Source organism: Streptomyces sp. ST2-7A (assembly GCF_021390475.1).
In the GTDB taxonomy this organism is placed as follows: Bacteria; Actinomycetota; Actinomycetes; order Streptomycetales; family Streptomycetaceae; genus Streptomyces.
The window spans coordinates 11,947-38,410 of record NZ_JAJUWS010000039.1 but is presented as its reverse complement, the minus strand read 5'-3'; the positions used below and the strand labels follow the sequence as shown (position 1 = coordinate 38,410).

The following is a 26,464-nucleotide window of genomic DNA, read 5'->3' as shown; positions in this document are numbered from 1 at the left end:
CCGGCGAGTTCGGCGGGCACGTCGGCCCGGGGAGGACACCTTCCCGGGCCGGAACACACCACGGGGCCGGAACACACCACGGGGCCGGAACACACCACGGGGCCGGAACACACCACGGGGCCGGAACACACCACGGGGCCGGAACACACCACGGGGCCGGAACACACCACGGGGCCCGGACGGCGGATGCCGTCCGGGCCCCGTGGCGGGGGCTCGGGTCAGCCGCCCATCAGCTCCGCGAAGTCCACGGTGTCCTCGTCGGCCGGCGCCTCGACATCGATGTCCTCGTCGAACTCCGAGAACTCCACGGTGCCGCCGTCGGTCTCGCTCTCGTTGACCATCCGCAGGATGTGGGCGTCGTCGTTGTCGGCGACGTAGACGGTGACGACGGTGCCGTCCTCCTCGGTGCGGGTGATGCCGACGGTGTCGGTGCCGTCGATGCTCTCCCCGTCCACCCGCTCCCAGTCGCGGTCCTCCTCCGAGCCGCCCTCCAGGTCGGCGAGGAAGCGGTTGAGGTCACAGGTCTCGGCGAAGCCGCCCTGGCCCTCGGGGGCGACGATCCAGCGGTCGCCGACGAGTTCGGAGGTCGCGGCGCCGTCCATGCCCTGCTGCGTCCAGAACGCTTCGTCGCCCCGCATGTAGGAGCTGCCGCCGACGACCAGGAACTCGACCTCGGCGCTCTCCATGGTCATGGAACCGCGGCACTCCCCGTCGGTGGACATCGCCACGTCGAAGACACCGCCCTCCTCCGCGGTGCCCAGCTCCGCCTCCATGCGCAGGGAGGACAGCTCGGCCATGGAGGTGCGGGACTTCTCGGCGATCTCGTCGGCGTCCATGCCGTCCAGCGCACCGCCACCGCCGCAGGCGGTGACGCCCGCCAGCATCGCGCCGGTGGCGAGGACGGACAGAACGGTCGTCTTGGCTTTCAAGGGTGTGCTCCTCGTTCGGGGATGCGCTCTTCGGTCCGCCCGGGGACGGTGACCGGGACGCCCTGTTCACAGAACCAGGACATCCGATCACACCCGCACGGTTCCGCGTGGCCCCCCGGGAGCGGCGACGGAACAGGGTACACGGAGGGGGATGGGCATCCGCGGCCCCGCCGGGCCGTGCCGTGCGCGCCTGCCCGGGCACGCGGGGTTCACACCCCCGGGGACGCGACCGGTCCGTCGCCGTGGAGGTCGTCGTCGCCGGGCCCGGGCCGACACCGGATCGGACCGGACCGGACCGGCCGTCACCCGCCACCGCGTTCCCCTGCGACGGGCGTGGCGTCACTCCACCACGTGGCGTCCCTCGGCCCGTCCCGAGCAGGCGCCCCGGAAGGCGCACCGGCCACAGTGCCGGCCGGGGGCGGGGGTGAAGCGCTCGTCCAGTACCCGGCCCGCCGCCTCGGCCAGGAGTCGGCCGACCCAGCGGTCGTCACCGGCCTCCCCCGCCCCGTCGCCGCCCCCGCCGCCCCCGCCGCCGTCGGCGCCCGGGGCGGCCTCGGCACCCGATCCCGGGCACCCGCCGTCCAGCGCGCCCTCCCCCAGTGCCGGCTGCACCCGCAGCAGCGGCAGCGCCGGGCCGCCCTCGGCCCGGGGCGCGCCCAGCCGCAGGTGGACCAGTTCCGCGCCGCCCGGTCGCGCGGCCCCGTCCGCCGGGTCGGCGTCGTGACGCATCGCCAGTTGGTAGACCGCCAACTGTGGGTCCTGTTCGGCCTCCGCGCGGGACGGTGCGGAGCCGCCGGTCTTGAAGTCCACGACGTACACCCGCCCCTCGGCGTCCCGGTCCACCCGGTCCACGACTCCCCGGATCCGCACCCGGTGCGGTCCGGCCGGCAGCGTGACGTCGAACTCCTTCTCGCTGCCGATGGGTTCGCGGCCGAGTTCGCCCTGCCGCGCGTGCCAGCGCAGGAACCTCTCCAACGCGGCCCGCGCCTGGTCCCGTTCCTGCCGGGAGTGCCAGGGCGCCTCGAAGGCGAGGGCGTCCCACACCCCGTCCAGCCGGGCCATCAGCACGTCCAGATCGGCGGGGGTGGAGCCGGAGGCCACCTCGTCGGCGAGCACGTGCAGGACGTTGCCGAACCCCTGGGCGGTGGTGGCCGGGGCGTCGGCGTGCACCTCGCGGCCCAGGAACCACTGTAGCGAGCACAGGTCGACCAACCGGCCGACGGCGCTGCCGCTGAGCGCCACCGGGGCGTTCGGGTCCCGCACCGGCACCCCGGGGTCGGTGGGCTCGCGCAACCCCCACCAACGCTGCGGGTGGGCGGCCGGAACCAGGGCGTGGCCCTCCTCGTCGCGCAACGCCGCGAGCCGGGCCAGCCGGCGGGCCGCCACCCGGCGCAGCGCCCGCGACGCGCGGGGGTCCACGGTGGTGGCGCGCAGCTCGGCCACCAGGGGGCCCGGTGCCAGCGGACGGGGCGGGCGGCCGGTCACGTCCACCGGCTCCACCCCCAACTCGCTCAGGAAGCGGGAGGGTTGGTCACCGTCATCGGCCCCCCGAACGGCGGTGACCACCAGCCGGTCGCGGGCACGCGAACAGGCCACGTGGAACAGTCGCCGCTCCTCGGCCAGCAGCGCGGCGGGGCTCAGCGGGGCGGCCAGACCGTCCGGGCCGATCCGGTCGGCCTCCAGTAGCGAGCCGCGTCGGCGCAGGTCGGGCCAGAGCCCCTCCTGCACGCCCGCCACCACGACCAGCGACCACTCCTGCCCCTTGGCGCGGTGGGCGGTCATCAGGTGCACGGCGTCCGGGCGCAGGGCCCGGGGGGCGCGGGTGTCGGCGGCGATGTCGTGCGACTCGAGTTCGGCGAGGAAGTTGAGCGCGCCGCGGCCGCCCTCCCGTTCCTCGGCCCGGGCGGCGGCGTCGAAGAGGGCGCACACCGCGTCCAGGTCGCGGTCGGCGTTGCGACCGGCCGCCCCGCCGCGCCGGGCGGTCCGCTCCAACCGCTGGGGCCACGGGGTGCCGTCCCACAGCTCCCACAGCGCGGCCTCGGCGGTCCCACCGCCGGCGAGCAGCTCGCGGGTCCCGCGCAGCAGCAGGCCCAGGCGTTCGACGGCCGGGGCGCTGTGCGCGACCAGTCGTTCGGGCTCGGTGAGGGCCCGGGCCAGCAACTCCTCGGAGGGGGCCGGGACGGTCTCGCCGGCGGCCCGCTGTTCGTCCCGCAGCGCGCGGCCGAGCCGGCGCAGCTCGCCGGCGTCCAGGCCACCCAGCGGGGAGGTGAGCAGTTCCAGCGCGGTCCCGGTGTCGAGGGTGTCGGGCACGGCCGTCGCGCGGAGCGCGGTGAGCAGCGGCGCGACGGCCGGTTCGTGTCGCAGCGGCAGGTCGTCGCCATCCACGTGGAGGGGCACACCGGCCGCCGAGAGGGCCCGCCGCACGGCGGGCAGGGAGCGGGCTCCGGCGCGGACCAGCACCGCCATCTCCCGCCACGGCACGCCATCCTCCAGGTGTGCGCGGCGCAGCAGGTCGGCGATGCCGGCGGTCTCGGCGCCGGGGCCGGGGAAGGTCAGTACGCGCACCCGACCGCCGGCGCGGACGGCGACCGGCGAGCGGTGGGCGCGGACCGCGTCGGCGGGCAGGCCCGCGAGCGGCATGCGGGCGGTCAGCCGGCCGGATGCCTCGACCAACGCGGCGCCGGCCCGGTGGTTGGTGGTCAGCACGGCGACCGGGGCGGGCCGGCCGTCGCGGGTGCGGAAGGTGTGCGGGAACTCCCGGATGCCACCCACGTCGGCGCCCCGGAAGGCGTAGACGGACTGGTCGGGGTCGCCCAGGACGATGAGGTCCCGGCCGTCGCCGGCCAGCGCCCGCAACAACCGCACCTGGGCGGGGTCGGTGTCCTGGAACTCGTCCACCACCACCAGGTCGTGGGCGGCGCGGATCCGTTTCCCGGCCACCGGGTCCTCCACCAGGCGTACGGCCCGGTGGACCAGTTCGGCGTAGTCGAGCACGCCCTGCTGTTCGGTGACGTCCAGGTACTCCGCGAGGAAGTCCGCGGCGGCGCCCCAATCGGGACGATCGGCGCGACGGGCGAAACCGGCCAGGGTGTCGGGGTCCAGGCCCAGTTCCCGGCTGCGGGCGAGGACGGCCCGCAGTTCGTCGGCGAAACCCCGGGTGGTCAGGCAGGCCCGCAGTTCGTCGGGCCAGGACCGGCCGCGTCCGGTGCGCTCCAGCTCGACCTGTCCGGCGAGCAGCTCGCGCAGGAAGAGGTCCTGTTCGGGGCCGGAGAGCAGGCGGGGCGGTTCGGCGTACAGGGAGCGGTCCCGGTGGGCGCGCAGCAGGGCCCAGGACAGGGAGTGGAAGGTCGTCGCCATCGGGGTGGCGGCGGGCGCGCGTCCGGGGGTCGCGGCGGCGTCGCGGGCGAGGCGGGTGGCCATCGCGTCGCGCAGTCGCACGGCGGCCCGGCGGCCGAAGGTCAGCACCAGGACGCGCTCGGGATCGGTCCCCGGGCGGATGCGCGCGGCGATCGTCTCCACCACAGTGGTGGTCTTGCCCGTTCCGGGACCCGCCAGGACCAGCAGCGGACCGCCGGTGTGCTCAACCACCGCGCGCTGGGAGGCGTCCGGGACGGTGAGGGCGCGTTCGTCCGACCGCACCGGGTCGGCGCGCACCAGTCGGTAGCCACCGACGGCGGGTCCACCGGCGCTCCCCTCCGGGGTTGCCGGGGGCGCGGACGCGCCGGTGGCAGGGCCGGCGCCGGAGCCGATTCCCCCCTCGACCGGAGGGTGGGGGTGGGACGGGCGGCGGGAGGACGGGAACGGATCGGGGGACGGAGCGGAGTGCGTCACGGGCGTCGCGGGTTCTCGGGAGGGGACCCCGCCGGAGCGGGAGCGGGTCGGGCAGTGGTGCCGACGGTACGGCAGGGACGGATGCGGGGGCACGGGCCGGGCACACCGGAGGGCTTCCCGGAACGGTCGTGGAGGGTGTCCCCCGTCGGGCGGGCCGGTTGGCCCACCCGACGGGGGATGACGGAAGCTGGTGGATGTGAGCGGTGAGCGTCCGAGGAACGGTGACCACCCGGCGTGCGCGCCGGGAGCGCACTCAGCGTGCCGACGCGCCCGGCGGGGTGTTGTGGTGACCCGGCGGCCGGTCGGGCGGGATGGCGGCGGCGAGCTCCGGCGGGATGTCCCGGGCGTCCGGGGGATCCGGCACGCCGTCGGGAACGCCCCCACCGGGGGCCCCGGCACGACCCGCACCGGGTCCCCCTGCCGTCCAGCGGGCCCGACCGAGATCGACGCGCGGCGGATCGAGGGTGCGCAGCGGCGTGCCCTCCGCGCGGTAGTGCGCCAGCGCGCGCGCCTCGTGACCGGCGGGGGGACGGCCGTCGGCCCGGATCACCCGCCACCAGGGCACCGTCGCTCCGTACAGGGCCATCGCCCGCCCCACCCCGCGCGGTCCGCCGGATCCCACCAGAGCGGCGATGTCGCCGTAGGTGAGCACACGGCCGGGCGGGATCGTCTCGGCAATCGCCAGGACCCGATCGACCCGGTCGTCCACATGTTCCACGGTTCCTTCCCGCTCCTCCCCCTGTTCCCCCGGGTCGCCCCCCGGTTCGGCGTGCCCGGCGCGCCCCGGATCCCGGGTCTCCCCGCGCCCCGGCGGGGATGTCGGTTCCGTCACGCACCCCATCGTCCCCCATCCGGTTCCCGTCCCGTCCCGAACGGGGCCTCCCGGTATCGTGCCGGCGGTGAGCGGTGATACGGGGCGAGGGATCGGCGCGCGAGACGCGGGAATCGGCCGGTGACGCCGTCCGACCCGCCGGGGAGACCGTGTCCGCGCCGGTGGGCACCCCGGGCCGGGACGTGCGGGCCGACGTATCCGCCCGGTCCGTCCCCGGGACGCCGGACGAACCACGCCCCGGGAACGACGGGGAGCGCCCCCCGACCGGTGGCACTCCCGGGGCCGGTTCCGCCGGGACCCCTCGGAACGCCGACCCCACCGCGGACGGCGACACCACGGACGGCGCGGTCACGGGCGACCACCACCCCGACGAGCCCGACGCCCCCACCCCCCTCGGTGACCCACCGGTGACCCGGGACGAACATCCGGCCGCCGGCCCGGGTCCGGGCGGCCGGCGCGACGCCGGGGCGACACCACACCCGCCGGAGGCGATCGGCGCGCTGGAGCCGGCCGAGCCGATCCTCGCCGCCCGGGTGCACCGCCCGGCCGACCTGATGCGCATGCTGCTGGGCCTGCTCGGCATCGTCCTGGTGCTGGGAATCGCGACCTTCGCCATCGGCACCACCAAGGGCCTGGAGGAGGACATCGGCGACGCCGCCGGGTCCGCCCCGCCGATGTTCTTCGGCTTCGCCGGACTGATCTCCAGCGTGGCGGTGCTGCTGGTGCCGGTGGCCTTCGCCGTGGAACGGCTGATCAAACGCGACGGACTGCGGATCGCGGACGGCGTATTGGCGGCGGTGCTGGCGCACGGCGTCTCGCTGTCCTTCAGCCTCTGGGTGGCACGTCTGGCACCGCTGGAGGTGCAGGACGCGCTGACCGCCAGGGCGCCGGGCGGCGGCGCCACCGACGCCGTCCACGGTTACCTGGCTCCGATCATCGCCTACATGACGGCGGTGGGCATGGCGCACCGTCCCCGGTGGCGGATCCTCATGTGGTCGGTGCTGATCCTGGACGCGGTGTCGGTGCTGGTCGCCGGGTACAGCACCCCGTTCTCGATCCTGGTCACGGTCCTGATCGGCTGGTCGGTCGCGTACGGCACGCTCTACGCCGTCGGCTCCCCCAACGCCCGACCCACCGGCCGACAGTTGCTGACCGGCCTGCGCAGCCTGGGTTTCCGGCCGGTGGCCGCGATGCGTGCCGAGGACCCGGTGGTCCCGGCCGCCGAGGGGCGCGGTCGCGCCGCCGATCGGGAGGAACCCGGTCGGCGGTACGTGGTGACCCTGGAGTCCGGTCCGCCCCTGGACGTCACGGTGGTGGATCGCGAGCACCAGGCCCGCGGCTACTTCTACCGGGCGTGGCGGCGGATAGCGCTGCGGAACATCAACCAACCGCGCGGCTCCCAGACCCTGCGCCAGGCGCTGGAACAGGAGGCGCTGATGGCGTACGCGGTCGGTGCCGCCGGTGCCAACACGCCCCGGCTGATCGCCACCTCCGAGCTGGGTACGGACGCGGTCGTGCTGATCTACGAGCACGTCCCCGGCCGGCTGCTGGACGCGGTCCCGGACGACGAGATCGACGACGCGCTGATGCGGTCCGCCTGGCGTCAGGTGCTGGCCCTGCAGTCGCGCCGGATCGCGCACCGGCGGTTGGAGGCCAACGCGCTGCTGGTGGACGAGGCCGGTGTACTCCACCTCACCGACCTGCGCGGCGGGGAGGTCGCCGCGGGCGACCTGCTGCTGCGCATGGACGTGGCGCAACTGCTGACCACCTTCGGCCTGCGGGTCGGGGCGGGCCGGGCGGTGGCCGCCGCGGTGGCCGAGCTGGGCCCCGACGCGGTCGCCGACGCCCTGCCGCTGCTGCAACCGATCGCGCTCAACCGCGCCACCCGGAACACCCTGCGCCACCTGGGCCGGGAACGCTCGCACCGTGAGCGGCAGGCCGTGCTGGACGCCACCCGTTCCTACCGGGAGGCCGGTGGGCGGGTGCCGGAGGACGCCGACCGCAAGCGGATCCGGGCGGCGAAACAGGCCGAGAAGCAGGTCATGGAGGAGGCCCTGGCCGACGCCAGGGAGCCGGACCTGCTGTCGGAGATCCGCAACCGGATCCTGGAGATCCGTCCCCAGGCGCCGGTGGAGCCGGCCCGGCTGGAGCGGATCCGACCGCGCACCCTGGTGATGGCGCTGGCGGCGGTGTTCGCGGCGTACTTCCTGGTCACCCAGTTGGTGCACATCAACTTCCGGGAGGTCGTGGACGGCGCGAACTGGGCGTGGGCGCTGGCCGCGGCCGGCTTCGCCGTGCTGACCTACTTCGCGGCGGCGATCAGCCTGCTGGGTTTCGTGCCGGAGAAGGTGCCCTACCTGCGGACCGTGCTCGCCCAGGTGGCGGGGTCGTTCGTGAAGCTGGTGGCACCGGCGGCGATCGGCGGCGTGGCGCTGAACACCCGCTACCTGCAGCGTTCCGGGGTGCGGCCGGGACACGCGGTGGCCAGCGTGGGCGCGAACCAGTTGTTCGGCCTGGGCACGGCGGTCTCCCTGCTGCTGGTCTTCGCGTACATCACCGGCAGCCGGCACACGCCGACGCTCTCCCCGTCCCCGACGGTGATCGCCGGCCTGTTGACCGTCGCGGTCGCGGTGTTGATCCTGACCGCCGTCCCCGGGCTGCGGAAGTTCGTCTCCGAGCGGGTGCGCTCGCTGTTCGCCGGCGTGGTGCCGAGGATGCTGGACGTGGTGCAGCGACCCCGGAAGCTGCTGGGCGGCATCGGCGGCATGGTGTTGATGACCCTGTCCTTCGTGCTCTGCCTGGACGCCTCGGTTCGGGCCTTCGGTGGCGAACTGAGTATGGCGACGGTGGCGGTGGTCTTCCTCGCCGGCAACGCGCTGGGGTCGGCGGCCCCCACGCCGGGGGGTATCGGTGCCGTGGAGGCCACGCTGATCACCGGGCTGGTGGCCTTCGGACTGACCCTCGACACGGCGGCGGCGGCGGTGATGCTCTTCCGCCTGATGACCTTCTGGTTGCCGGTGCTGCCGGGATGGATGGCCTTCACCACGCTCACCCGCAAGGGGGCGCTCTAGGTGTTCCGCCCCGGAAGGTTGTGGACGGGTGAGTCAGGTCTCGGCTGAGGGATCTTGAAACAGGCGAGGGCCTTCCGGTTCGGTGTGGATTGCGACGTCTACACCAACAGAAAGGCCCTCGTGCCCCACCATAATGCACCCCTGACCGAGACCGGACGCCCACGCCCGGCCCGTTGCGTGGTCGCGCCCGGCCGGTCCCTGCGGCGGGCCGCGGAACGCTTCCGGGTTTCCGTGAGCACAGCCGAGCGGGGGGCCGATCGCCACCGCCGGCACGGCGAGGCAGGCATAGCCGACCACTCCGGCCGCCCGCACACCAGCCCGCGCCGGGCCCCGAGGCTTACCGAACGGCGCATCATCGGGGTCCGGCTCCTGCGCCGGCGGGGACCGCGCCTCCCCGGTCCGGCCCCCCGATCCCCCTCGCTCCCACCGACTCCGACCCCACCGTCCCGGGCCCACTCCACCGCGTGATCACGGTGTCACCCGAATGCCGTGCCGGGTATGCGACGGGTCCGATGGTGCGCCGATGATGGGCCGTCCGTCCCGATTCGGGCCCTTCCGGCCCACCCGAAGGGGAGTGCCGCCCTATGTCCCGAGCCCGTCAGCTTCCGTTCCGGCGCCGCGCCGGAACGCTGCTCGCCGCCGGCGCGGTACTGGCCGCCGCCGGTTGCGGGTCCGAGGTCGGCTCCGCCCCCGCCCCCGGCGCGGCGGCCCCGGTCACCGGGGACGACCTCGCCGGTCTGCCCCCCGCCCTGACCGAGCAGGACCTCTCCTGGAGCGGGTGCGGGGCGGCCGAGGAGACGCAGGGCGAGGACGCGGGCACCCCGCCCCCGGCGGAGGAGGACTCCCCCTGGGAGTGCGCCGACCTGACGGTGCCGCTGGACTGGGAGGACCCGGAGGGCGAGACCCTGGACCTCGCCCTGATCCGCTCCCGGGTGACCGGCCCGGAGGCGGAGCGGCTCGGTTCGCTGATCTTCAACTTCGGCGGTCCGGGCGGCTCCGGGGTGGTGACGCTGCCCGCCTTCGGCCCCGAGTACGCGACCCTGCACGAGCGCTACGACCTGGTGAGTTTCGATCCGCGCGGGGTGGGTGGCTCCTCCGGGGTGGTCTGCCTGGACGACGCCGAGCTGGACGAGTGGTTCGCCGCCCCGATCTCCCCCGCCGATCCGGACGACGAGGGGGAGGTGACGGCGTACACCGACCGGCTGGCCTCGTTCGCGGACGCCTGCGAGAAGCGGCAGGGCGAGCTGTTGCCGCACCTGACCACCACCGCCACCGCCCGTGACCTGAACCTGTTGCGACACGTCCTGGGCGACGCGGAGCTGTACTACTTCGGCGTCTCCTACGGCACCGAACTGGGTGCGGTCACCGCCCACCTGTACCCGGAGCGGATGGGCCGGGTGGTGCTGGACGCGGTGGTGGACCCGACGATGACCGACGCCGAGAGCGCGCTGGGTCAGGCGCGCGGCTTCCAACTGGCCCTGGGCAACTTCCTGGCGGACTGCGCCGGCGAGGACGACTGTCCGCTGGGCGGGGACCCGGCCGAGGGCGAGCGGATCCTGGCCGACCTGCTGGAGGGCCTGCGCGAGGAGCCGATGCCGACCGCCGACCCCGATCGCCCGCTGACCCAATCGCTGGCCTGGTCCGGACTGGCGCAGTCGCTGTACTCGCGGGACTTCTGGCCCTTCCTCACCCAGGGGCTGGACGAGGCCCTGGACGAGGAGGAGCCGGACGGCACCATCCTGCGCGTCCTGGGCGACGCCATGAACGGTCGCTCATCCGACGGGAGCTACTCGACGCTCCAGTCCTCGTTCCTGGCGATCAACTGCGCCGACTCCAGCGAGCGCTACACCGTCGAGGACGTCCGCGAGCGGCTGCCGGAGTTCCGGGAGGCGTCCCCGATCTTCGGCGAGGGCATGGCCTGGGGGATGCTCGCCTGCTCCGAGTGGCCGGTGGAGGGCGAGGCCGAACTGCCCACCGTGAACGCCGAGGGGGCGGCCCCGATGCTGCTGATCGGCACCACCGGTGACCCGGCCACCCCCTACGAGGGCACCGCCGCGATGAAGGAGGCGCTGGGCGAGGGCGTGGCCGTGGAACTGACCCGGGAGGGCGAGGGACACGGCGCCTACACCGGCGGCAGCCGGTGCGTCACCCGGGCCGTGGACCGGTACCTGCTGGATGGCGAACTGCCGGAGGACGGTCTGGTCTGTTCGGACTGACCCGGACCGCCGCCGGGTCCCCGCCGCGGTGAGGACCCGGCGGCACCGTGCGCACCGCCCGGTAGCCTTCGGGCAGGAACGGCGGGGCGGCGGGAACGGCGCTGACGGAACGGGGAGCGGGATGCGGGGCGGGCGGCGGCGCGGGGACCCGGGGCCCCTCGCGCCGCGCCGGACCCCGGGCCGCGGTCCGGGCGGCGCCATGGCCGTCCTGCTCGCCGGCGCGCTGCTCCTGCCCGTCGTGGCCTGTTCGGGTCCCATCGGTGGTGACGACGGCCCCGTCGGCGCCGGGGAGTCGATCCCCGCCGGTACCGAACCCGGCCCGGGGGAGGGCCCCGACGCCCGCACCGGCTCCGGCCCCGACGCCGCCCCCGACACACCGCCGCTTCCGGCCTCCCTGACCGATCAGCTCCCGCGGTGGTCCGCCTGCGGTCCACCGGATGTGTTGCAGGGCGGCGGGCCCGCCCCCTCTCCCCCGCCCGACGGCACGGCCTGGGAGTGCGCCCGGCTGACCGTTCCCGTCGACTGGACCGACCCGACCGGGGAGACGATCGGGCTGGCGCTGATCCGAATCGGCGCTCTCCCGGACGACTCCACTCCCCGGGTCGGCTCGCTGGTCTTCAACTTCGGCGGCCCGGGGGGCTCTGCGGTGGCCTCCCTGCCCGGCTTCGAACACCGTTTCACCGGCCTGCGCGCCGGTTTCGACCTGGTGGGGATGGACCCGCGCGGAGTGGGCGCCTCCGCCGGCGTGGTCTGCCTGGACGACACGGCGGTGGACCGGAACCTGAGGGAGGTCGGTTTCCCCCGGGACGCGGCGGGCGAGGAGGAGTGGCTGCGCGCCCGCGAGGAGTACGCGGCCGGCTGCGCCGAACGGGCCGGTGGGCTGCTGCCGCATCTGACCACCGCCAACACCGCCCGCGACCTCGACCTGCTGCGCCACGTGCTGGGCGACTCCGGGTTGCACTACTACGGCGCCTCCTACGGCAGCAAACTCGGCGCGGTGTACGCGGGGCTCTTCCCCGAGCGGGTGGGACGGATGGTGCTGGACTCCGTGGTGGACCCCGGGAGGAGCGTGGTGGAACGGTCACTGGGCCAGACCGAGGGGTTCCAGCGCGCCCTGGAGGTCTTCCTCGCCGACTGCGCCGGGCGGGCCGACTGCCCGACGGGCACCCACCCGGGAGAGGGGGCCCGCGTCGTGGGCGACCTCCTCGAGGGCCTCGCCGACCGACCGCTGCCGACCGCCGACGGCCGTCCGCTCACCCAGCGCCTCGCCCTCCACGGCGTGATCGGCTCGCTGTACTCCGACACCGGCCGGACCCGGCTGCGGGCGGCGCTCGGCCGCGCGCTGGCCGGGGACGGCACCGGGCTGCTAGAGGCCGCCGACCGCTACCTCGGCCGCGACGGGGAGGGCCGCTACCGCAATCTGCACGCCGCCAACACGGCCGTGAACTGTGCCGACTTCGCCTCCCGCCCCGGCCCCGCCGAGGTGCGCCGGTATCGTGCGGAGTTCCTGGCCGCCTCCCCCGTGCTCGGCCCCTACCTGGTGTGGGACCTGACGGCCTGCCACGGCTGGCCGGTGGTCTCCGAGCGGGATCAGCCGGAGGTCCACGCCCCGGGCGCCCGGCCGATCCTGCTGGTGGGAACCACCGGTGATCCGGCCACGCCCTACGAGGGGGCCGAACGGATGCGGGAGGCGCTGGGGGACGGGACCGGAATACTGCTGACCCTCGAGGGCGAGGGGCACGGCGCCTACACCGGTGGGGACCCGTGCGTGGTGACCGCCGTCGACGCGCACCTGCTGTCGGGGGCCACACCACCCGACGGCACGGTGTGCGAACGGACGCGTTGGCCCCCGGACCCGGGACCAGGGGGCGAGGAGAGCACATACCGACGGGAACGACCGTAACGACGGAGGGAAGGCGAGCGGACGGGGACACCACAGCAGACCGATCAGCCCGATCACGGCACCGGCCCGGCCCGGCCCCCGGGAAACACATCCCGGGTCACGGAGCCACGGACCACAGAGCCGAAGACCGTGAACCGCAAAACGAGCCGACGACCTTCGAGCGTCGGGCCGCACCCCACGGGCCCGCGCCACACACGGGGGAGACAACCGATGCCCGGACCACACCGTTCCCGACACCGGGGCACCCGCCTCGCCGCCCTGGTCACCGCCGCCGTGCTGGTGACCGGGGCCTGCACCGCGGACGACGGGGACGACGGCGGTTCCGCGGAACCGACCGACCGTTCCACGCCCACCGCACGCGACTACCCCGGCCTGCCGGAGTCCCTGGCCCGCCAGAGCCTGGAGTGGTCGGCCTGCCCCGAGCCCTCCGTCGAACAGGGCGGCGGCGATGCCCCCGGTGAACTGCCGGACGGCACCCCGTGGCAGTGCTCCTCGCTCACCGTGCCGGTGGACTGGGAGGACACCGAGGGCGAGACCATCGACATCGCCCTGGTCAGGGCCGTCTCCACCGCCGACGCGGGCGACCGGATCGGCTCGCTGGTCTTCAACTTCGGCGGTCCGGGCTCCTCGGGCGTGTACACCCTGCCGCACGCCGCCGAGGAGTACGAGGAACTGCGTGGCGGTTACGACCTGGTCTCCTTCGACCCGCGCGGGGTGGGGAACAGCGCCGGCGTGGTGTGTCTGGACGGCGAGCGGCGGGACCGGATGGCACAGGAACTCGGCGGACCGCCGCGCGACTCCCGCGAGGAGGAGCTGATGGCGGAGCTGGACGCCGAGTACATCGCCGGCTGCGAGGAGGCCGCCGGTGATCTGCTGCCGCACCTGACCACCGCCAACACCGCCCGCGACCTCGACCTGCTGCGCCACGTGCTGGGCGACGGGCAACTGCACTACTTCGGCGTCTCCTACGGCACCGAACTGGGCGCGACGCACGCCAGCCTGTTCCCGGAGAACGTCGGTCGGGCGGTGCTCGACGCCGTGGTGGACCCGACCACCGACCCCACCGAGGTGGGGCTGTACCAGGCGGCCGGGTTCCAGTTGGCCCTGGAGAACTGGATGGCGTACTGCGCCGAGGAGGAGGGTGCCGACTGCCCGGTGGGAACCGACCCCGAGGAGGGCTCGGCGGTGGTCGCCGACTTCCTGGAGGGGTTGCGCGACCGGCCGCTGGACGGCGACGGGGAACGGCTGCTGACCACCGACCTGGCACTGACCGGCATCATCCTGACCCTCTACGACGAGGAGTTCTGGCCCTACCTCACCCTCGGCCTGAACACCGCGATGAACGGTGACGACGGGGAGTTGCTGCTGGCCCTCGCCGACATCTACAACGGGCGGGACGAGCAGGGTCGCTACAGCAACCAGAACGACGCGTTCACGGCCATCGGCTGCGCCGACGCGCCGGGCGGGCCGGGGATCGCCGCGGTGGACGAGTACCGCGAGGAGTTCCTGGAGGCATCACCGGCCTTCGGCGACCTGCTGGTGTGGTCGGTCGCGGGGTGCGAGGGCTGGCCGGTCCCGGGCCCGGGCACCGAGGACGGCGACAGTGACGATGACACCGGGGAGTCGGGTACCGGCGAGAGCTCCGAGGACCCCGTGGCGGGCGACGACGCCCCCGGCGGGGCCGGCACGCGCGGGGACAACCGGGTGGGGATCGGCGCCGAGGGCGCCCGTGAGATCCTCCTGATCGGCACCACCGGGGACCCCGCCACGCCGTACGAGGGCGCGGAGCGGATGCGGGACGCCCTGGGTGAGGGCGTGGGGGTCCTCATCACCCGGGAAGGTGAGGGGCACGGCGCCTACGCGATGGGCAGCGAGTGCGTGGACGAGGCCGTGAACGACTACCTGCTCTCGGGGCTCATCCCGCAGGACGGCCTGATCTGCGGCTGAGCCGCGCGGCCCGGGGCGACCCGTCCGCCCGGGCCGGAACACGCCGGGGTCGCCGCCGGGCGCCGGTCCATCGGGAGCGCCCGGGGGCGGGACCGGACGACGCCCCGGAGCGGCCGTGACGCGTCCCCGGTCGGCGCCGGTCGGTCTCGGCCGACCGACACCGACCGACACGACCGGCGCCGTTCACCATCCGTCGACCGCGTCCCCCACCGACGGGGAAGCGGAAAAGCCCACGACTCCACCGGGTGGGGGTCGTGGGCTTCCACCGCCGGGCGGTTCACCCGCGGGGGATCAGTAAACGGGCTTGGTCGGCTCGATCTGGTTGACCCAGCCGATGACGCCGCCGCCCACGTGCACGGCGTCGGCGAAGCCGGCGTTCTTCAGTACCGCCAGTACCTCGGCCGAGCGGATGCCGGTCTTGCAGTGCAGCACGATCCGCCGGTCCTGCGGGAGGTCCTGCAGGGCGGTGCCCATGAGGAACTCGTTCTTCGGGATCAGCCGGGCGCCGGGGATGGAGACGATCTCGTACTCGTTGGGCTCGCGGACGTCGATGATGTCGATCTTCTCGTCACCGTCGATCCACTCCTTGAGCTGCGCCGGAGTGATCGTGGAGCCGGCCGCCGCCTCCTGCGCCTCTTCGGAGACGACGCCGCAGAACGCCTCGTAGTCGATCAGCTCGGTGACGGTGGGGTTGTCACCGCAGATCGCGCAATTCGGGTCCTTGCGGATCTTGACCTGCCGGTAGGTCATCTCCAGGGCGTCGTAGATCATCAGTCGACCGAGCAGCGGCTCGCCGATGCCGGCCAGCAGCTTGATCGCCTCGTTGACCTGGATCGAGCCGATCGAGGCGCACAGCACGCCGAGCACGCCGCCCTCGGCGCAGGAGGGCACCATGCCGGGCGGCGGGGGCTCGGGGTACAGGCAGCGGTAGCAGGGGCCGTGCTCGGACCAGAAGACCGACGCCTGACCGTCGAAGCGGTAGATCGAACCCCACACGTACGGCTTGCCCAGCAGCACGCAGGCGTCGTTGACCAGGTAGCGGGTGGCGAAGTTGTCGGTGCCGTCCACGATCAGGTCGTACTGCGCGAACATCTCCATGACGTTGGAGGAATCCAGGCGCTCGTCGTGGATCCGAACCTCGGTGTAGGGGTTGATGCCCTGCACGGTCTCCTTGGCGGAGACGGCCTTGGGCCGACCGATGTCCGCCTGACTGTGGATGATCTGCCGCTGGAGGTTCGACTCGTCCACGGTGTCGAACTCGACGACGCCCAGCGTGCCGACACCGGCCGCCGCCAGGTACATCAGGGCCGGGGAGCCGAGACCCCCGGCGCCCACGCACAGGACCTTCGCGTTCTTCAGCCGCTTCTGTCCTTCCATCCCCACGTCGGGAATGATCAGGTGGCGGGAGTACCGGCGAACCTCGTCGACGGTGAGCTCCGCGGCGGGCTCGACCAGGGGTGGCAGCGACACGGGGACTCCGGGGGTCGGGGGACAGGTCGTTCCGTCGCAACACTGCCACGCGTGATTCCATTCCGAGACACCCGTCCCGACCGGCGAGACGGGATGTCCGGCAGTCGGTCCGTCGGCCGGTCGGTCGGGGTCCCGACCGACCGGCCGACGGGGCGGCACGGACCGCTCACAGGCGGCAGGCCGCCTCCATCCAGATGTCGGCGAGCGACTCCTCGAGGTTGATCCGCGAGCGCCAGCCCAGTCGGTCCCGGGCGGCCCGGACGTCGGCCTGCTGCCAGGGGCCGCAGCCGTCCGGGTACGGCGGCACCGGCGGGGCGTCGACGGGACGCTCGGGACCCGCCCCCTGGGGGGAGCGGTCCGCGGCCCGGGGGCCGGGCACCGCACCGGCGCGGATGTCGTGTCCCGAATGGCCGATGTGACCCGGATGACCGGCGTGCGGACCGTGCGGGACGTCGACCTCGTGCAGCAGCCCGGTGAAACCGGAGACCCGAGCCAGGGTGGTCGCCGCGTCCCGCAGCCGCACCGCCTGACCGGAACCGATGTTCACCACTCCCCTGGCGGCGGAGAGGGTGGCCGCGTGCACGGCCCGGGCGACGTCGCGGACGTCCACGAAGTCCCGCTGCACCCCCAGGCCGGTCAGCCGCAGCTCGGTCTCGCCGTGCTGGAGGGCCCGACGCATCGAGTCGGCCAGCCGGCCCAGTGGCGAGCCGGCCGGCGTGCCGGGCCCGGTGGGCGAGAAGACCCGCAGGACGATGGCGTCCAGGCCGGACCCGGTCACCAGCTCGGTCGCGGCGAGCTTGCTCAGCCCGTACGGGCCGCCGGGGCGCGGCGCGGTGTCCTCGGCGAGCGAGGAACCGCGCGGCGAGGGACCGTACTCGGAGGCACACCCGACGTGCACCAGCCGGGCTCCGCAGGCGCTGCGGCGCAGCGACTCGCAGAGGGTGGCGGTGGCGATGGTGTTGTGCCGGGTCAGTTCGGTGGCGGTGCCGCGGATGGCCCCGGCGCAGTTGACGACCACTCCGGGGTGCACCGCGTCCAGGAAGCGGGTCAGCGCCCCCGGACTGCCGGTGGCCAGGTCGAAACGGACATCGGCGTCGTCCCCCCGGCCCAGCGCGGTCAGGTGCACGGCGGGGTCGGCGAGCAGCCGTTCGGCGATGAAACGACCCAGGTATCCGGCCGCACCGAGCAGCAGCACTCTCATGGTTGTTCTCTCCTTGTGGGCGGGCCCGGGGGCTCCGCGGACGGGGGTGACGAACCGGCGGCCCGACCGGGCGACCGGGTGACCGGGACCGCCGGGGCGGCCGGTGGGCGTCCCGGACCCCGGCGGGCCGGGGGCGCCGGGACCGGGACGGGTCGGTGGGCGGCGGCGCGGCAGCAGGTGGCCCACACCGCGGGGAGCAGCAGCGCGACGGCGACCACCATCCCGATCAACGCCCCGGTGAGGGCGTCGGGCACGGGGGACACACCTGCCCACCCCGGCCCGGGGAGGCGGCGGCCACGGCCGGCGAGCGGCCCCCGGCGGAGGACACCGGCGCGGATCCGTCGGGGCCCCGAGCCGTCCCCGGCGTCCCCCGGGGTCCGCGGGTCGTGCGGGCCGTCCGACGTCGGGGCCTCCGGGACCGGCTCCGGGTGGTGCCGGTCGAGACCCGGCGGACGCGGTGCCCGCTCCGGACGCTCGGTGGCCGACAGCGGGTCCGGGACCCGGACCTTCCGCCCCGCGCGCGGGGCGCCGGGGGCGCGGCAGGCCGCCTCGAGCACCCGCGGGGCGGTCTCCGAGCGCAGCCACCCCGAGAGCCCGCCGTGGTCGACGGCCGGATCGGCGAGGGTGTGGGGGCCGTCGGCGAAGCGCAGCCGGGGACCCGCCGCGCCACGCGGACCGGCGGCCGGGTCCCCGGGCGCGCACAGCGTCCCGGCGAGTTCGGCGAACGCCTCCGCGTACCGTCGGTCCGGACGCCGCCCGGCGCGTCCGTGTCCCGGACCCGAGGGGTCGGGGAGCGGGCCCCACAGAGGGGCGGTCCGCGGGGAGACCACACCCGGCGGACGGGGGTGGAGCGCCGAGCGGCCGAGCGCGTGGATCTCGGACGTGTGGCCGCCCGGTCCGCGCGGCAGCCGCTCGCACCACGCGGCGGACTCGCCGCGCGCGTACGGGTGGCCACCCTCGGTGAGTATCGCGACTCGCACCGGTGACACCCCTCCGTTTCCTGTTTCCGGGGCCGGGGGCCCCTGGTGGCCGGGCCGTCGCCCGACCGCGTCCGGGCGCCGCCGCCGCGGGCCGGGACGGTCCGCTCGGGTCGGCGTCGGGGCGGGGCGGGGTGCCCGGGGTCTCGATCACCGTGGTCCGCGGGAGCGCACGAGCGCCCCACGAGGTCCGGGGGACGACGGTAAGCGGGTGATGGGGGGTCATGACGGACGGTTGTCCGTCACACCACCGGAAGGGGTGAAGAAACGTAACCCCGGCCCCGAAGAGGCGTTAAGGCGCGGTACGGAGCTCTTTCGGGGGTCACGACCGGTGCGGAGCACGGGTCGTGACGCCGCGTCCGGGCGGGGCGGGGCCGGTGTCGGCCACCGACCCGGGGCGCCGTGTCCCCGGGGCGGGCGCGGTCCCCGGACCAGCCGGGAGGGTCGGGCGGTCCGGAAGGGCTCAGCGGTCGGGGTGCGGCCAGGGGTTGGGTTCGCAGGTGATGCCGGCGGTGGTGAGGAACTTCGTCTGCTGCATCATGACCGGCGCCAACTCCCCCTCCGCCGGGCAGACCACGTGGTTGTAGCCGATGCGGTGGCCCACCTCGTGGTTGATCAGCATCTCGCGGTACCCGCGCATATCCGAGCCGAAGGTCTCGGCGCCCTCGGCCCAGCGGAAGGCGTTGAGCACCACCCGTTCGGTGCTCGCCGAGTCACAGGAGACGTTGTCGATCGCGGTGTCCAGCGCGGACCGGCGGCACCAGTCGTGCGTGGTGCCGGGGGTGGCCAGGGTGATCACGAAGTCGTACTCGCCGGAGGAGACCCGGGCGAAGGACCGCTCGCCCTCGTTGCCCCAGCCTCGCGGGTCGGAGAGCGTGCGGTGCACCGCCTGCGCGAAGTGTTCCGGGTCCATGCCCAGGTCCGGCAGCTCCCGCTCGACGTCCACCCGGTAGCGCAGCAGGGTACGGGCCTCGGGATTGACGGCCGGGTCGGAGCCGGCCACCGGGACCAGTTCCCCGCTGCCGGTGGTTTCCGGGTCCATCTCCAGGGGGTCGGCGAACCAGGTGTCGAAGTCGGGTGGTCCGGCGGGCTCGTCGGCCCCGTCCGCGTACGACTCCTCCCGGTCCCCGGCGGCCCCGGGGTCGACCGGGCCGCCACCGGGCACGGGGGGCGGCGCGCCCTCGGCGAGGGTGGCCGCCCGCTCCCCGGGACCGGGCCCGGTCCCGGTCATCTGACCGGCGACGGTGACCGCGAGGACGGTGACCACCGCCGCGGCGGCCGCGCCGGTGATGGTGCGTCCCCGCCCCTCGGGGGCGTCGGCGGTCCGGCCGGTGACGCGGCCGGTGGAGTCGGGAGTACCGGGGTCGTCGGGGTCACCGTCGTCCCCCGGGTGTCGGCCGGCCGGCCGTTCGGCGCCCCGGCGGGGACGGCGCGCGGCGCGGTGTCCGCGCCCCCGCCCGGTCGGGGACCCCGCGGTGTCGGGTCCGGCGTCGGAGCCCGTCGACTCCTCCCCCCGCGCCTCGGAGGTCGCCGGGGGCGGTGCCCCGCTTCCCCGGGGCCCGGTGTCGGACCCCGTGTCGGGGTCGGGCTCGTCGAAGGCCGCCAGATAGTCGGGCCGGGGCCCGGAGCGGTCGCGGTGACCGTACGGCGGCGGCACGAAGGGCGAGAACGGGGGTTCCGCGGTGGTTCCCGGGAAGGGGCGGGCGGCCCGGGGCGGGGGGCCCGCGTCCCGGGCCGTCCACGGTTCACCGGGACCCGGGGGGTGGGGGCCGGTGGGACCGGTCGGATGCGGAAAGCCCGGTGACGGCCCGGCCCCGGGACGGGGTCGGGCCGGAGGGTGTGCGGACGGGTGGGAATTGCCGTACGGGCCGTGGCCCCGGTCCTCAGGACGCATCGACCCTCCGGCTCCCGGCTCGGGGAGCCGTCGCGGCGGACGACCGGGGGACCACCGGCGGGACGACCGCGCCGGGGCGCCCGTCGATCCCGTCGCGCAGCTCACGGAAGGCGTCGGCCACCGCGTCGGGGAACTCCATCATCGCCACGTGACCGGCGGTGGGCAGGGCGAGCGTACGGGAGTCACGGAAGGCGATCGCGGCCCGCCGGGCCATCCGGAAGCCGACCAGGCGGTCCCGACCGCCGTAGACCAGCAGGGTCGGCGCCAGGACCCGTTCGGCCTGCCGCCACAGCGAGTGCGGGCCGCCCAGGGTGTAGGCGTGGAAGATCCCGGTCGCGGTGCGGCCCAGGGCGTCCCAGAACCAGGGCAGGGTCTGACGGCGCTCCTGCTCCGCCACGGCCACCGCCAGTTCCCGTTCGGTGATCCGTTCCGGATCGCCGTAGCACAGGCGCAGCACGTCGCGGGCGCGTCGCTCCGGCGGGTAGTCCCGGGTCAGGCGGGCCATCAGGCGGGAGGCGCCGGGGGCGCCGAGCAGCGCGGTGGGCACGGCGGTGCGCTGGGGGCGCAGTTCGGGGAGGGCGGGCGAGATCAGGGTCAGCGACCGCACCAGGTCCGGGCGCTGCGCGGCCACCCGGGTGGCCGCCGCGCCGCCGAGGGAGTTGCCGAAGAGGTGCACCGGTCCGCGTCCGGACGCCTCCAGGCAGCGGATCACCCGTCGGGTGTGGGCGGGGAGCGAGTAGTCGCCGTCCCCCGGCGGCGGGGAGGCGCCGAAGCCGGGCAGGTCGAGCGCTTCGCAGTCGACGTCACCGGCCAACCGTTCCATCAGGGAGGACCAGTTGCGGGAGGAACCCCCCAGGCCGTGGACGAAGAAGGCGGGCTCGGCGTCGGCGCGGGTCGCCGCCCGACGACGGACCGCCACCACGGCGCCGGGCAGGACTTTCGGACGGAAGGTCTCGCCCTCCCGCACGCCGGGCCAGTCCTCCGTCATGGCCGCCGCCTCGTACCGCTGCTGCCGGGTCGATGACATGCCGCAATATTACGAGCCCGTCACGTTCCGGCCGAAGGGCCGTCGGGAAGGTTTCCGCGTGGATTTCGGGGAAGTCGGGGAAAACCACGGGCCGACCCCCTCGCCGAACCACCGTGAGCAGGACACCATGGGGCAGGTCGGACACCGCTCCCCGGGCACCGCTCCCCGGGCACCCGATCAAGGATCGACGGGATTCCGCCGTTGGGGCGGGGTGATCCCGCCGGGCGGGCATGGCGTCGCCCCGGCGGGGCAGACGAGGCGCGGGGCCGCCCCGACCCCTCCCCGGGGTCCGCCGCGCCGGCGGGCGCGGTCGCCCCGACGGCACGGCTCACGGACCGTGCCGGACCCGAACGCGGGGACCTTCCCGGCGGGCTCCCCGTTCCCGACGTCACCGGAGGTGCAGTGCCATGCCGATCGATCCCACCGACCCGGAGACCATCGAGGAGTTGGACGGGAACGCCGCCGAGGCCGCCCCGCAGGATGTGGAGGCCCCCTTGGCGGACGCCTTCGAACAGCGTGCGGAGGTGCGCCCGAACCGGGACACGCCCCTGGTCCCGGCGGGCGACGAGGTGAATCCGGCGGACCTGGCGGAACAGTCGCGCGTCGTCGAACAGGAGGACGAGGACTACCGCTGACCGGCGTCCCGACCCCGCTCCCGGCTCCCCCGGTGGGCGGGGTCGCCCCGTCCGCCCACCGGACGTCCGGCTCGGGGAGACGCGCGGCGGGGTTACCCGAACGTACGATGTGCTGGCCGGGCCGGGCCGATCCGGTCGGAACGGCCCCGACGCACCGCGCGTCCATCATCGACCGACCGGGAGGCGGCGTGACAGCCATGGAGCAGACCGAGGCCCGCCCACGCGGCACCCGCCTCCCCCGGCGGGCCCGAAGGAATCAACTGCTGGGTGCCGCCCAGGAGGTCTTCGTCGCCCAGGGGTACCACGCGGCGGCGATGGACGACATCGCGGACCGTGCGGGCGTGAGCAAGCCGGTGCTCTATCAGCACTTCCCCGGCAAGCTGGAGCTCTACCTGGCCCTGCTCGACCAGCACTGCGAGGCGCTGGTCCAGGCGGTGCGCCGGGCCCTGGCCTCCACCACGGACAACAAGCTGCGGGTGGCGGCCACCATGGACGCCTACTTCGACTACGTCGAGCAGGAGGGCGGCGCCTTCCGGCTGGTCTTCGAGTCGGACCTGACCAACGAACCGGCGGTCCGCGAACGGGTGGACCGGGTCTCGATGGACTGCGCCGAGCTGGTGAGCGCGGTCATCGCCGAGGACACCGACCTGCCGGCGGAGCAGTCCAAGCTGCTGGCGGTCAGCCTGTGCGGGTTGGCCCAGATCACCGCGCGGCACTGGGTGGCCTCGGGCCGCCCGGTGCCGCGTGAGGTGGCCAAGAGCCTGACCGCCTCGCTCGCCTGGCGGGGCATCGCCGGCTTCCCCATGCAGCCCCAGGGCTGACCCCCGGGCCGGGGCCGCCCGGGACACGGGCCCCGGCCCCGGTGGCATCCCGGAGGGCCCGTCGGAAGGCCGCCGGCGGTCCACCGACCCCGGACCCGGCGCGACCCGGCGGGGCCCGTCCCGCCCCGTGTTCGCTACGGGCGTGTCGGCGTTCCGCCGGGCGGACGACCGCGCCCGGCTACGCTGACCCCTGTACGACGGCGCGGCACAGCGCCCCCATCAGGGATCATGCGGAGGGACCAAGCCGTGGAGATCAAGATCGGCGTTCAGCACACGCCGCGTGAGATCACGCTGGAGAGCAACCAGTCGACCACCGAGGTCGAGAAGCTCGTCGCGGACGCCCTCTCGGGCGAGTCGCGACTGCTGAGCCTGACGGACGAGCGCGGGCGGAAGGTGCTGGTCCCGGCCGAGCGTCTGGCCTACGTGGAGCTCGGCGAGCCGACGGTTCGCAAGGTGGGCTTCGGCGCTCTCTGAGCAGCCGGGGTGGTCGGCCCCGGTGTCCCCCGGTGTCCCCCGGTGACCCGGGGGACACCGGGGTCACTCCGTCCGGGCCCGGATCACGCGGCGGTCGAGGGAATGTCACGAAATTCCATCGACCGCCGTTTGCCGTGCTCCTCCCACGGGGTAGTACGGGGAGGTCCGAGTCCACGCCCGGTCCGAACGGGTCGCACGGGAAGGTGCCGCGGATGCCCCCGATGCTCTGGGAAACACCTGTCGCGCTGCTGATCGGCCTGCTCGTCGCCGTTTCCGCCACCCGGTGGCGGCCGAGCGGTTTCCCCCTGCACAGCCTGGTGTGGGTGACCGGCCCGGGCGCCGCCCTGGTCGGCTGGGCCCTGGGCAGGGGCATCCTGGGATCGGGGCACAGCGCCGCCACCCTGGCGGTCTCGTTGACGGTCAGTGTCGTGCTGGTCTCCCTGCTCTTCCGCGCCGGGACCGGTGTGCCCACCGGGCGCCATCGGGAGACCCGGGCGGTCTGAGCCCCGAACGGTCCGGGCCCGGGGTGGTCCGGGTCCCGCCGGGTCGGGAGTCGGACGGTCGGGAAACCGGGAGGTCCGGGGGCTCGGTGGACACGACCGGCGGGCGCGGCCCGCGTGGCCCGACACGAGGACCCGGTTCGGTGTACCCGCCAAGCGGATTACCCTGAGGGGGTTCCTCCCACCACCCCTCCCGGAGACGCCCGTGTCCCCCACCGGCACCCGTGCCGACCGTACCGGCCGCGGCACCGCCGACCCCACCACCACCCCCGGGGGCCCCGGGGACCCCGCACAGGTGCGGATGGACCTGCTGCTGTTGGTCGTCGCGGTGGCGGGCATCTCGCTCTCCGGCCCCCTGGTCGCCGCCACCGCCGCGCCCGCGCTGGCGATCGCCTTCTGGCGCAACGCGATGGCCGTGGCCGGCCTCGCCCCGCTGGTGCTGCTGCGCCGCCGCCTGCGGGCGCAGGTCACCGGGATGGGCCGGCGCAACCTGCTGCTCACGGTCGCCGGCGGCGCCGCGCTCGCCGCCCACTTCGCGCTGTGGCTGCCGAGTCTGCGGATGACCTCCGTCGCCTCCTCGGTGGCTCTGGTGACCACCACGCCGATCTGGGTGCAGATCCTCCTGCGCCTGCGCGGACATCGCCCGCCGACCGCCGTGTGGCTGGGTTCGGCGGTCGCCTTCGCCGGTGTCCTGCTGCTGACCGGCGTGGACCTGACCGTCTCCGGCCGAGCCCTGGCCGGGGACGCCCTCGCCCTCGCCGGCGGATTCATGGCGGCGGTCTACATGCTGATCGGGGCCGAGGTGCGGCGCACCACCGGCACCACCGGCTACACCTTCGTCTGTTACGGCGCCACCTCCGTGGTGCTGCTGGTCGCCTGCCTGGCGGTCGGCACCCCGTTGGTCGGCTGGGACCTCACGACCTGGCTGAAGCTGGTGACCCTCACCCTCACGGCACAGATCCTGGGGCACTCGGTGCTCAACCGGGTGGTGCGCGGGCTGGGGCCGTCGGTCACCTCGACGGCGATCCTGCTGGAGGCGCCGGGCGCGGCGGTGATCGCGGCACTGTGGCTGGGCCAGTGGCCGCCGCTGCTCACCTGGGGCGCCCTGATGGTGATCCTGCTGGGGCTGGTGCTGGTGATCCGGGCCGAACGCGCCCCCGCCGCGCCGATGGGCACTCCGGTGGGGCTGCCCGGGGCGCCGCCCGCCGGCCCGTAGGGTCGGGGCATGCGCAGCGACGGCACCGGTCACCCCGACGACGCACCCGGCCCCGGCGGGAGCCCCGATCCGTTCGGATTCCCCGGCCTCCCGCTCCCGGACCCGGGTGTCGGCGGGGTGGTGCCCGATCCACTGCCGAGGGTGGAACGGGCGCTGGTCGAGCTCTTCGGGGAGCCCGACGCCCGGGCCTCGGTCACCTTCCTGGGCGTGGACCCCATCGAGGTGCTGCGTTTCATCCGTCCCCCCGAGCCCCGGGAGGCGGTCCCCGGCGACCCGAACGGCCCGGGCGGCACGAGTGGCTCCACCGGCGGCCCGCTGGTGAGCTACGTCACCCTGGGCATGTCCGCCGAACCGATGAGCGATCCGGCGGCCCCGGTCGTCGATCCGGCGCGCGGGCCGCGTGCCGAGCTGGTGCTCACCCTACGGCCGGGCACCGCCCCCGACCGGCCGCCGATCGACCGCGTGCTGCGCCCTCTCGCCGTCCTGGCGGCGGCCCCCCGGGTGGAGGGGGTGGTCCCCGCCCCCGGCGCCTCCCTCGACACCGGGGAGGCACTGTGGCCCGGGGCGCCCTTCACCGCCGTGCTGGTGGGTGAACCGGGAGGGCTGGTGCCCGACGTGCCGCTGCCGCCGCCGGCCGACCCGGTGCGGTTCCTGCCGCTGCTGCCCATGACTCCCAACGAGGCGGCCTGGAAACGGGTGCACGGCGCCGAGGCGCTGCGTGAGCTGTGGCTCTCCCGGGGTATCGACACGCGCGACCCCCGACGCGCCGGCGCACCCCTACCCGGGTGACCTCCTTGACTGCGGGCCCGGACGGGAGGACCGTGGGTACGCATGAGGGGTGAACCGACCTGCCCGAGGTGCGGGGACCGGGTGCGCGCCCCCGGTCTGTTCTCCGATGCCTGGCAGTGCGCCGCGCACGGCCCCGTCCATCCGGTGCAGCCCGCCCTGCCCCCCAGCATCGACGCCCTGTCGGTCTGTGTGTCGCGGGCCGTGGTCCCGGTGTGGATGCCCTGGCCGCTTCCGTTGAGCTGGCTCTACACCGGCGTGGCCTGCGCGGGGGACGAGCGCAGCGGCGGCCGGGCGGCCGTCGTCGCCTGTTCCGGGCCCGCCCCGCTGGGCGGCCCCGGCGAACTGCTGTTGATCTCCGAGGAACCCGCGGTCGGGCTCGGTGCCCGGTTCGCCGGCGTCGAGGGCCCCGACCCGGCCCCGCTGATGGAGGTGGACCGCTCCCCGCACGCCAAGGTGCACGCGGCGGGCCGGCCCACCCCGCTGTGGCGGTTGCGGGACACCCCGGAGGACCGGGCCGTCTTCGCCGGCGAGGCGCTGGGGCTGTGGTTGTGGGCGGTGGTCTGGCCCGAGGAGGCCGGCCTGATGATGTACGACGAGCTGGTGCTGACCGACCTCCGGGAGGCCGGGGCCGAGATCGACCTCATCCCCTGCGGCGCGCTCTCCCCCAAGCTGCTCGGCTGATGCCCCACCGTCCCCGCCCGGGCGCCGGGCGGCCCGTTCGGACACCGCGG

General features: G+C 75.0%; 19 protein-coding genes and 1 pseudogene. 12 read left to right on the top strand and 8 right to left on the bottom strand.

Going from position 1 to position 26,464, the window contains the following annotated elements; all coding sequences use genetic code 11:
• Positions 1-218: 218 nt before the first annotated feature.
• The 3 genes from LZF96_RS20700 to LZF96_RS20690 form a co-directional block, all read right to left on the bottom strand.
• On the bottom strand, positions 219-929 hold the full coding sequence (locus tag LZF96_RS20700) for a hypothetical protein (RefSeq protein ID WP_233875098.1): 711 nt from the start codon (positions 927-929) through the stop codon (positions 219-221).
• 339 nt (positions 930-1,268) lie between these two features.
• A complete protein-coding gene (locus LZF96_RS20695; protein ID WP_233875095.1) occupies positions 1,269-4,583 on the bottom strand; it encodes an ATP-dependent DNA helicase in 3,315 nt (1,104 codons plus the stop codon).
• A gap of 430 nt (positions 4,584-5,013) precedes the next feature.
• The gene (locus LZF96_RS20690; protein WP_374203290.1) at positions 5,014-5,592 is read right to left on the bottom strand and encodes an MGMT family protein; all 579 of its coding nucleotides are present in this window, start codon (positions 5,590-5,592) and stop codon (positions 5,014-5,016) included.
• A 182-nt stretch (positions 5,593-5,774) separates the two neighbouring features.
• Between LZF96_RS20690 and LZF96_RS20685 the strand changes: the two genes are divergently transcribed.
• From LZF96_RS20685 to LZF96_RS20665, 5 genes and pseudogenes are all read left to right on the top strand, one after another.
• Positions 5,775-8,663: a flippase-like domain-containing protein gene (locus tag LZF96_RS20685; RefSeq protein WP_374203294.1), complete on the top strand. Its 2,889-nt coding sequence runs from the start codon at positions 5,775-5,777 to the stop codon at positions 8,661-8,663.
• A 120-nt stretch (positions 8,664-8,783) separates the two neighbouring features.
• Positions 8,784-9,050, top strand: a pseudogene (locus LZF96_RS20680) (helix-turn-helix domain-containing protein); the annotation flags it as partial.
• Positions 9,051-9,247: 197 nt separating this feature from the next.
• Complete coding sequence (locus LZF96_RS20675) at positions 9,248-10,879, top strand: alpha/beta hydrolase (protein WP_233875082.1); 1,632 nt, start codon at positions 9,248-9,250, stop codon at positions 10,877-10,879.
• 199 nt (positions 10,880-11,078) lie between these two features.
• Positions 11,079-12,782: an alpha/beta hydrolase gene (locus tag LZF96_RS20670; protein ID WP_233875079.1), complete on the top strand. Its 1,704-nt coding sequence runs from the start codon at positions 11,079-11,081 to the stop codon at positions 12,780-12,782.
• Positions 12,783-12,992: 210 nt separating this feature from the next.
• The gene (locus LZF96_RS20665; RefSeq protein ID WP_233875067.1) at positions 12,993-14,729 is read left to right on the top strand and encodes an alpha/beta hydrolase; all 1,737 of its coding nucleotides are present in this window, start codon (positions 12,993-12,995) and stop codon (positions 14,727-14,729) included.
• A 291-nt stretch (positions 14,730-15,020) separates the two neighbouring features.
• Here LZF96_RS20665 and moeZ read toward each other — a convergent pair whose 3' ends face one another.
• The 5 genes from moeZ to LZF96_RS20640 all read right to left on the bottom strand — a co-directional run bounded on the left by moeZ (position 15,021) and on the right by LZF96_RS20640 (position 21,298).
• A complete protein-coding gene (moeZ, locus tag LZF96_RS20660) occupies positions 15,021-16,199 on the bottom strand; it encodes an adenylyltransferase/sulfurtransferase MoeZ (protein ID WP_233875065.1) in 1,179 nt (392 codons plus the stop codon).
• 166 nt (positions 16,200-16,365) lie between these two features.
• Entirely contained in the window at positions 16,366-17,400 is a 1,035-nt protein-coding gene (locus LZF96_RS20655) for an NAD(P)-dependent oxidoreductase (protein ID WP_233875056.1), read from the bottom strand.
• Positions 17,397-18,380: a hypothetical protein gene (locus LZF96_RS20650; protein ID WP_233875054.1), complete on the bottom strand. Its 984-nt coding sequence runs from the start codon at positions 18,378-18,380 to the stop codon at positions 17,397-17,399. Before LZF96_RS20650 ends, LZF96_RS20655 begins: the two co-directional genes overlap by 4 nt.
• A gap of 460 nt (positions 18,381-18,840) precedes the next feature.
• The gene (locus LZF96_RS27145; RefSeq protein ID WP_233875042.1) at positions 18,841-20,034 is read right to left on the bottom strand and encodes a DUF3152 domain-containing protein; all 1,194 of its coding nucleotides are present in this window, start codon (positions 20,032-20,034) and stop codon (positions 18,841-18,843) included.
• Positions 20,035-20,260: 226 nt separating this feature from the next.
• Positions 20,261-21,298, bottom strand: a complete 1,038-nt coding sequence (locus tag LZF96_RS20640) for an alpha/beta fold hydrolase (RefSeq protein WP_374203289.1) — start codon at positions 21,296-21,298, stop codon at positions 20,261-20,263.
• A gap of 407 nt (positions 21,299-21,705) precedes the next feature.
• Between LZF96_RS20640 and LZF96_RS20635 the strand changes: the two genes are divergently transcribed.
• From LZF96_RS20635 to LZF96_RS20605, 7 genes are all read left to right on the top strand, one after another.
• Positions 21,706-21,933 carry a hypothetical protein gene (locus tag LZF96_RS20635; RefSeq protein WP_233875039.1) on the top strand — a complete coding sequence of 76 codons (228 nt, stop codon included), beginning with the start codon at positions 21,706-21,708 and terminating at the stop codon, positions 21,931-21,933.
• Positions 21,934-22,121: 188 nt separating this feature from the next.
• Positions 22,122-22,754, top strand: a complete 633-nt coding sequence (locus LZF96_RS20630; protein WP_233875036.1) for a TetR/AcrR family transcriptional regulator — start codon at positions 22,122-22,124, stop codon at positions 22,752-22,754.
• Positions 22,755-23,000: 246 nt separating this feature from the next.
• Positions 23,001-23,228, top strand: coding sequence for a DUF3107 domain-containing protein (locus LZF96_RS20625; RefSeq protein ID WP_233875164.1), 228 nt, complete (start codon positions 23,001-23,003; stop codon positions 23,226-23,228).
• A gap of 212 nt (positions 23,229-23,440) precedes the next feature.
• A complete protein-coding gene (locus LZF96_RS20620) occupies positions 23,441-23,731 on the top strand; it encodes a hypothetical protein (protein WP_233875029.1) in 291 nt (96 codons plus the stop codon).
• Positions 23,732-23,933: 202 nt separating this feature from the next.
• Entirely contained in the window at positions 23,934-24,944 is a 1,011-nt protein-coding gene (locus tag LZF96_RS20615; protein ID WP_374203288.1) for a DMT family transporter, read from the top strand.
• Positions 24,945-25,064: 120 nt separating this feature from the next.
• Positions 25,065-25,733 (top strand): suppressor of fused domain protein, encoded by a 669-nt coding sequence (locus LZF96_RS20610; RefSeq protein WP_374203293.1) that lies wholly within the window; start codon positions 25,065-25,067, stop codon positions 25,731-25,733.
• A gap of 42 nt (positions 25,734-25,775) precedes the next feature.
• Positions 25,776-26,414 (top strand): DUF6758 family protein, encoded by a 639-nt coding sequence (locus LZF96_RS20605; protein WP_233875017.1) that lies wholly within the window; start codon positions 25,776-25,778, stop codon positions 26,412-26,414.
• Positions 26,415-26,464: the final 50 nt, after the last annotated feature.

What these genes read in the sequence shown, in the direction of transcription:
- LZF96_RS20605 (WP_233875017.1), top strand. Translation starts at nt 25,776, where the DNA reads ATGAGGGGTGAACCGACCTGCCCGAGGTGCGGGGACCGGGTGCGCGCC.
- LZF96_RS20620 (WP_233875029.1), top strand. Translation starts at nt 23,441, where the DNA reads ATGCCCCCGATGCTCTGGGAAACACCTGTCGCGCTGCTGATCGGCCTG.
- LZF96_RS20675 (WP_233875082.1), top strand. Translation starts at nt 9,248, where the DNA reads ATGTCCCGAGCCCGTCAGCTTCCGTTCCGGCGCCGCGCCGGAACGCTG.
- LZF96_RS20640 (WP_374203289.1), bottom strand. Translation starts at nt 21,298, where the DNA reads ATGTCATCGACCCGGCAGCAGCGGTACGAGGCGGCGGCCATGACGGAG.
- LZF96_RS20670 (WP_233875079.1), top strand. Translation starts at nt 11,079, where the DNA reads ATGGCCGTCCTGCTCGCCGGCGCGCTGCTCCTGCCCGTCGTGGCCTGT.
- LZF96_RS20665 (WP_233875067.1), top strand. Translation starts at nt 12,993, where the DNA reads ATGCCCGGACCACACCGTTCCCGACACCGGGGCACCCGCCTCGCCGCC.
- LZF96_RS20655 (WP_233875056.1), bottom strand. Translation starts at nt 17,400, where the DNA reads ATGAGAGTGCTGCTGCTCGGTGCGGCCGGATACCTGGGTCGTTTCATC.
- LZF96_RS20635 (WP_233875039.1), top strand. Translation starts at nt 21,706, where the DNA reads ATGCCGATCGATCCCACCGACCCGGAGACCATCGAGGAGTTGGACGGG.